This is a genomic window from Streptomyces milbemycinicus (genome assembly GCF_002154605.1).
Lineage (GTDB): Bacteria > Actinomycetota > Actinomycetes > Streptomycetales > Streptomycetaceae > Streptomyces > Streptomyces milbemycinicus.
Genome location: NZ_MUNE01000999.1, coordinates 1 through 7,031, shown reverse-complemented (window position 1 = coordinate 7,031; position 7,031 = coordinate 1). Strand labels below are relative to the sequence as shown.

The window sequence follows — 7,031 nt, the reverse complement described above, 5'->3', positions numbered from 1 at the left end:
CCGGCGCCGTGCACCATCTCGGGGGTGTCCGGACGCGCGGACGTCGCGGCTGCCGCTGGTGACCCGGAGGCGGTCTGCGCCTGAGCGCGCGGGTGGTCCGACTCCTGGTGCGGGCCGGCGCAGTCGAGGGCGGTCAGCAGCAACCCGCATAACACGAGGGCGACAACACGGCGGTACCACGGCGAGCCCGGTGAGAGGGCACGGCGGGCGTGGGGGTGGGGCGGCAACAGTTCCTCCGCGTGGGGCACCGCCCCCGCCCCGCGGGCGGAAGTGGGCAGTGAGCAGGAGTGGGCAGGAGGTGACAGCGCCTCGGACATCCCTGGATCGGCGCTCTTGAGCGACGCGTTATGAGAGGTCAGGGCGGTGTGAATCGGCGGCGCCGAGCCGGGTGGGCGCGCATGCGGGGCCCGTCCCGACCGGTCGGCGGCGCGGCGGAGCCTAGATCTGCAGCACCGCGCAGACAGCGGAGTTCCTGAACGGGCACCCGGCCGAAGACGACGGGGCCGGGCCGACCGCCTCGATCGGCGCCACTAGGGGCGCCGGCTGCCGGCCGAGCGGCGCCTGGCAGGGAGCCACCACCCCGGAACCGTGCTGTGGCTGGGCAATCAGACACTCATGTGCCGGGTGGGGAGAGGCGTGGCCGCCGTCGCGGTGATCCCGCACCGTAAGACCGCTGTCAGAAGCCTTCTCAGCGGCGACCGGTGCCGTCACCGCAGGGCCCTCGCCTACGGAAACACCCAGGTTCACCGTGGCGGAGGAGAGGTGCCTCGCCACGCTTTCCGGGCTCACGCCGTGCGCGTACACCAACCCGAACAGGAGCGCGGCCACCCACAGCAGACGCAGCGCGCGCCCCGAGGGGCGGGACCGCGGCATAGCGGAGAGCGACCGAGCCGTAACCATGCCGTGACCTTAGCACCGTTGCGGGAGTGCCCGAGAAACACCCCGGCAACATCGCGCCAACTTGTCCGCGCAGCAACCGGATCACCCGAGACAGTGGCGCTGGAGGACCATTCCGTCCTCCAGCGCCCGACGTGTCGACGCTCAGGCCCGATAGGCCACCAGCGCCATCATCCCGGCCTCGCCGTGGTAGGCGTTGTGGCAGTGCAGCATCCACTGGCCGGGGTTGTCGGCATCGAAGACCACGGACAGCTTCTTCTTCGGCAGCACGATCGCGGTGTCCTTGCGGGGGCCGGTCTGCCCGAGCTGGTAGGTGTGGCCGTGCAGATGCATCGGATGCCACATCTGCGTGCTGTTGACGAAGTCCAGCCGGACCCGCTGGCCCTCCTCGACCGTGATCGGGGCGGCCGTCGGGTTGCGCATGTCGTACGCCCTGCCGTTGATGGCCCAGTTGTACTTGGCCATACCGCCGGTCAACTCGATGCGGTGCACCCGGTCGACCTTCTTCGAGGGCAGTCGGACGTCGTCCGCCGCGCGGAGCTGGGACGCCGTCATGATCATGCCGTTCAGCTCCTTCGGCCGTACGGTCGCCTTCGGCGCACGGCCGGAGCCGGTACGGACCAGCGCCATGCCGGTCACGTTCTTGCCCTCCGCGAGCGCGACGAGCGGGAAGACGCCGTCGGCGAGCGTGACCAGAACGTCGTAGCGCTCCCCCATGCCGACCAGCAGGGCGTCGACCCGCTGATGCTCGACGGGGAAGCCGTCGGTGTGGGTGATGGTCAGCTTGTGGCCGCCGAGCGCGACACGGTAGGCGGTATCGCCGCCCGCATTGATGATCCGGAGGCGAATTCGCTTGCCGGGCTTGCCCTCGTACACGTCCGGGTCGGCCGGGACACGCCCGTTGATCAGGTGGTACGGGTACTTCACATCACCGGCGTCACCGCCGAGCAGATCGCTCTCGGCACCCATCAGCATGAACTTCATCGGCATGCCGTCGCCGGAGGCGGACGGCGAGGAGCCGCCGCCCATGTCCATGCCGTCCATCCCGTCCATGCCACCCATGTCGTGGCCGCCCGAGGAGCCGGACGAGTTGCCGGAGCCGCCCATATGCATCCCGCTCATCCCCTGCTTCACCTCGGCGAAGACCTCGTCGGGCGTGCCGGTGACGCCGTCGACCCAGTCGTCCAGGACGATGACCCACTCGTCGTCGTACGCCAGCGGCTCCCTCGGGTCCTCGACGATCAGCGGGGCGTACAGGCCGCGGTCGAGTTGGACGCCGACGTGCGGGTGGAAGAAGTACGTCCCCGGGGCATCGGCGATGAAGCGGTAGGTGAAGTTGGCTCCGGCCCGCACGGCGGTCCGGGTGACCGGGGGAACGCCGTCCATGTCGTTGCGCAGGGCGATGCCGTGCCAGTGGATCGACGTCGTGGTCTTGTTCGGCAGCTGGTTGGACAGTTCGGCGGCCACGGTGTCGCCCGCCGACACCCGGAGCTCCTTGCCGGGGGTGCGGCCGGAGAAGGCCCAGCTCTTGGCCGTGACGCCGCCGCCGAGGTCCAGTGTGGCGGGTGCGGCGGTCAGGGTGAGGCTGTGCACCTTGCCGGTGCTCGTGCGCTTCTTCTCGGCGGCGGCGACCGCCGAGCCGGACGGCTCGACCAGGGCGGGGGCGCTCCCGGAGCCACTGCCGGAGGCGCTGCAGGCGGCGAGCGCGCCCGCACCCGCGACACCGAGCCCGGCCAGCAGGACGGATCGGCGGTTGATGCTGTTCATGGTGATGGTGTCCTCTACTCGATACGCCTTCAGTTCGGTCGCATGCGGGCACGGCACTTCGCCGACGGGAGAAGCGAAGTTGCCGTAGGAGCGGCCTACAGGAGCAGACGAGAGAGGACGGAAAGGTCGGGCGGCGCGCGGCTCACCGTCTTGGGGACTGCGCGTCCAGCCGAGGTGTCGTAGCTGTTGGTATCGCGGCCGACATGGAGTTCTGCGGGCGGGGCGAGTTTGACCGCGTCGACACCTGCGGCCGAGCAGTGCTGCATGGCCACGCCCGAACAGGGGCCGATGTCGCCCCCCACCGGAGTGACGGCCCGCACAGCGCTGTCGTGGTCCATCGCGTCCCTCGACACCGTCATCGCGGACGTGTGGTCCATGCCCGGCATCCCACTCATGACGGTCGTATGCACCGGGACGGAGGCAACGGCGACCGTCTCGTGATGAACGAGCACAACGAGCACGGCGAACAGCGCGATGGCGGCAGCCCGCGTCCAGCGGACGGCGCCACCGCGGGCGCGTATCCGCCGGGTTCCGGCTGTTGTCATCGCTTCCATCCGCGCCGTCGGTGAGTGGCCGTCGCCAATATACCTGGTGGGGGTAATGGACCCGCCCTCAGTGCATATGCGGCCTCCCGGTCAGCTGCGGCTTGCCGCGTGGCACGAGCAGCAAGGTCATCGGCAGGCTCGCGGCGGCCACCGTCGCGCTGAGCGTGAAGGCGTCCGTGAAACCGCCGATCGCACCGTGCTCGATGCCGGCCGCGGCGACCGTGGACATCACGGCCACACCGACCGAGCCGCCCACCTCATGGAAGGTGTTGACGACCCCCGAAGCCAGCCCCGCCTCCTCGTGGGTGACCATGGCGAGCGCGGTGGTGGTGGCCGTGACAAAGACCGCGCCGATACCGAGCGAGGCGATGGCCAGGCCGGGCAGCAGCCCGGCGTACACACTGCCGTCGGCCGCCACCCAGGTCAGCGGCACGGTCCCGGCCGCAGCGACCGCCATGCCCGCCGTGGCCGTCACACGGCTGCCGATCCGGCCCACGAGCCGCGATCCGAGATGGGCACCGACGCCGGTGGCCACGGCCACCGGAAGGAATACCAGCCCGGTCCGCAGCGGGCTGAAGCCACGTACCCGCTGCAGGTAGACCGAGCCGAGGAAGAAGAACGCGATCAGCAGCGCGGTGGCGACGAGCATCAGGAACGCGCCCGCGACCACGGGACGCCTGGTGAACATCCGCGGGTCCATCAGCGGGGCCCTGCTGACGCGTTCGACCCCGACGAACGCCGCGTACAGGACGAGGGCCCCGAGCAGCGGCAGTACGGCGGTGGCGTCGCCCCAGCCCGCGTCCCCCGCCTTCACCAGGCCGTAGATGAGCGATGCGGTGCCCGCGGTGACCAGTACGGCACCGGGCAGATCGAGCCGAACGGGCTGGGGCGAGCGGCGCGGGAGCAGCGCGGGCAGGGTGGCGAGGGCGAGGACGCCGACCGGGACATTGAGATAGAAGACCCACTCCCAGCCGGGCCCGTCGGTCAGAACACCGCCGAGCAGAACACCGACCGCCGAGCCGGTGCCGCCGACCGCCGCCCACGCCCCCAGGGCCTTGTTCCGTTCCTCGCCCTGGAAGCTGGTGGTGACCATTGACAGGGCAGATGGTGACAGGAGCGCGGCGCCGACGCCCTGGAAGATCCGCCCACCGAGCAGTGTGGGCGCGCCCGTGGCGAGTCCGGTGGCCAGGGACGCGGCGGTGAACACCGCCAGCCCGGCGAGCACCGTCCGGTGGGCGCCGACCGCGTCGGCGAGGCGCCCGCCGAGCAGCATGAGCCCGCCGAAGCAGAGCGTGTAGGCGGTGACGACCCAGGTGAGCGTCTCACGGCCGAGGTGGAGGTCGGCGGCCATGTCGGGCAGGGCGACGTTCACGACGGTGACGTCGAGGATGAGCATGAACTGGGCCAGGCAGAGCAGGGCCAGCATCAGCCAGCGGCGCGGCTCGGCCGCCTCATCAGGCGGGGCGGCATGCTCCGCGTGGGCGGCGCGATGCGGGTGGCTCATGACGATTCCTCCGTAGGAGCAGTGAGCGACAGGGGCTGAGAGCGACAGGGGGCTGTGCGCAGCGTGCGGTCTTCTGCGCCACCCAAGATCTGAACTGTACGATACAGTTCAGGTGTACTCAACCGTTCAGTTCACATCCCGGTAGACTCAGTCCATGAGCGACAGGACGGTCAGGACACTCGCGAAGCAGCCGCCCAGCGGGCCACGTGCCGAAGCCAAGCGGCAGGCCATCGTGAAGGCCGCCCGCGAACTGTTTCTGCGCGAGGGCTTCGACGTGAGCGTCGACCTGATCGCCGCGGAGGCGGGTGTGTCCAAGGTGACCGTCTACAACCACTTCGGCAGCAAAGAAGCCCTGTTCATCGGAGTCATCAAGGACTCCCTGGACGCGCCGCTCGGCGGCGACCTGGTCACGGCGTTCGGCCGGCTGGCCGACTCGGACGATCTGAGGGAGGCTCTGGTCACCGTGGCCCGGGCCTGGGTGAAGGGCATGTCGGCCGACCCGGACATCGCCGCTCTGCGGAACGTGGTCGCCCGCGAGCTGCACCGCTTCCCCGAACTCGGCGGAGCCTGGCAGCAATCCGGCCCGGAACGCCACCATCCCGCCGTAGCGGAAGCACTCCGGAGGCTGAACGAGGAGGGCCGACTCGACATCCCCGACATCGAGGTGGCCATCCTGCAGCTGTACTCGCTCCTGGTCTTCCCGCACCTCGTCTTCAGCGCCTACGGCACCGACATCGACGAGGACCTCACCGACCGCCTCACCACCAACGGCGTCGACATGTTCCTCGGACACTACGCACCGCACCCCATGCGGCCATAGCGAGCCCGAGCGATCAGGCTTCCCGCTGCCCTGCCTCGGTTTCTGCGGCGTCACACCCGAATGGGCAACCGGGCCGCCCCGCGCGGGCTCAATCGCCCGCCCGCTCGCGCAGCCGGGCCAGATCCGCGCCGGGGTCGGCGGCGATCTTGCGTAGCAGCCGCTCGTAGGAGCGCACCAGGTGTGCGGCGGTCTCGTCCGCGAACAGGTCGGTGCTGTACTCCAGATAGCCGCTCAGGCCGGATTCCGTCTCCAGCGCCGTCAGGTTGAGGTCGTGCTTCGCCGTCCGCGAGCCGGTGTCCACCGGGGAGATCCGCAGATCGCCCGCATCGTCACCGCCCGCCGTGGGAGCCGGGTTCGGGACGAGGTTGACCATGGTCTGGAGCAGCGGGGAGTGCGCCGGGTCGGGTTCCGGCACCAGGTCGCGGACCAGTTCGGTGAACGGCAGGTCCTTGTGGTCATGGGCCTCCGCGGTGACCTGCCGGGCCTGTGCCAGCAGCTCGGTGAAGGGGCGGTCCGGGGCGATGTCCAGCCGGATCAGCAGGGTGTTGACGAAGTATCCGACCAGCCCCTCCAGTTCGGCCCTGGGACGGTGGCTGACGGGCGAGCCGATCGCCACCTCGCGGTCGTCCGTATGGCCGCCCAGCAGCACGGCGAACGCCGACAGCAGCGTCATATAGAGGCTGCCGCCGTGCTCCTGGCTCAGCTGCCGGAGCCGGGTGAGTACGTCGAGGGGTACACCGAAGTCCACCGAGGCGCCCCGGTAGGACTTCACCGCTCCCCGCGGCCGATCGGTGCGCAGCGACAGGCACGCGGGCAGCCCGTCCAGCTGACGCCGCCAGTAGGCGCGCTGCCGGTCGAGTTCCGCGGTCCCGACCGTCTGCCGCTGCCAGCGGGCGAAATCGGCGTACGCGAGCGGCAGGCCGGGCAGTTCGGGCTCGGCGCCGCCGGACAGCTGCCGGTACAGCGCGACCAGTTCGGTCAGCACGATGGTCAGCGACCATCCGTCGAAGACGCCCCAGGGCCGGGTGAGGACGAAGATGTGCTGCTCGTCGGCAACCGGCACCAGGTGGACACGGATCGCGTACGGGTCCTCCGGTGCGAACGGGCGCGTCCGCTCCTCGCGCAGCCACTGAATGAGGGCGTTGTCGTCCGCGATGGGCTCGGTGACGGTCACCTCGAACCCCTCGGCGTCGTTCATCCGCTGGGTGACGGTGCCGTCGCGGCGGACGTAGCCGGTGCGCAGGACGGGATGGCGCACCACGAGCGCGCGGGCGGCGCGCACAAAGGCGTCGCGGTCCAGCGGGCCGTCGATACGGTACGCCAGCTGGGCGTTGTCGTACGACGCGGGCAGGTGCCGGGGGTGGTTGAGGAACCACAGGTCGCCCTGTTGGAGGGCGAGCGGCGCCTCCTCGCCGTCCCGTACGGGCACCGCGGGGATCAGGGGCACGCCGTCCGCGGCGGTCTGCTCGTCCTCCAGCGCCGCGGACGGCGTGCCCCT

General features: G+C 70.5%; 5 protein-coding genes. 1 reads left to right on the top strand and 4 read right to left on the bottom strand.

Translation table 11 applies throughout. The features are described from left to right. Nucleotides 1–1,041: 1,041 nt before the first annotated feature. The 3 genes from CCN51_RS50210 to CCN51_RS50200 all read right to left on the bottom strand — a co-directional run bounded on the left by CCN51_RS50210 (nt 1,042) and on the right by CCN51_RS50200 (nt 4,713). Nucleotides 1,042–2,664, bottom strand: coding sequence for a multicopper oxidase family protein (locus tag CCN51_RS50210; RefSeq protein WP_014172907.1), 1,623 nt, complete (start codon nt 2,662–2,664; stop codon nt 1,042–1,044). Between the two features lie 95 nt (nt 2,665–2,759). Further along, complete coding sequence (locus CCN51_RS50205) at nt 2,760–3,209, bottom strand: hypothetical protein (protein ID WP_043485961.1); 450 nt, start codon at nt 3,207–3,209, stop codon at nt 2,760–2,762. Nucleotides 3,210–3,276: 67 nt separating this feature from the next. Further along, nucleotides 3,277–4,713: a DHA2 family efflux MFS transporter permease subunit gene (locus tag CCN51_RS50200; protein WP_014172909.1), complete on the bottom strand. Its 1,437-nt coding sequence runs from the start codon at nt 4,711–4,713 to the stop codon at nt 3,277–3,279. Between the two features lie 154 nt (nt 4,714–4,867). On the opposite strand from CCN51_RS50200, the gene CCN51_RS50195 reads away from it, so the two are divergent. Further along, nucleotides 4,868–5,533: a TetR/AcrR family transcriptional regulator gene (locus CCN51_RS50195; protein WP_014172910.1), complete on the top strand. Its 666-nt coding sequence runs from the start codon at nt 4,868–4,870 to the stop codon at nt 5,531–5,533. 88 nt (nt 5,534–5,621) lie between these two features. Here the strand turns inward: CCN51_RS50195 and CCN51_RS50190 are convergent. Next, nucleotides 5,622–7,031, bottom strand: a 1,410-nt coding sequence (locus CCN51_RS50190) for a condensation domain-containing protein (protein WP_245881865.1), incomplete at its 5' end; no start/stop codon positions are given.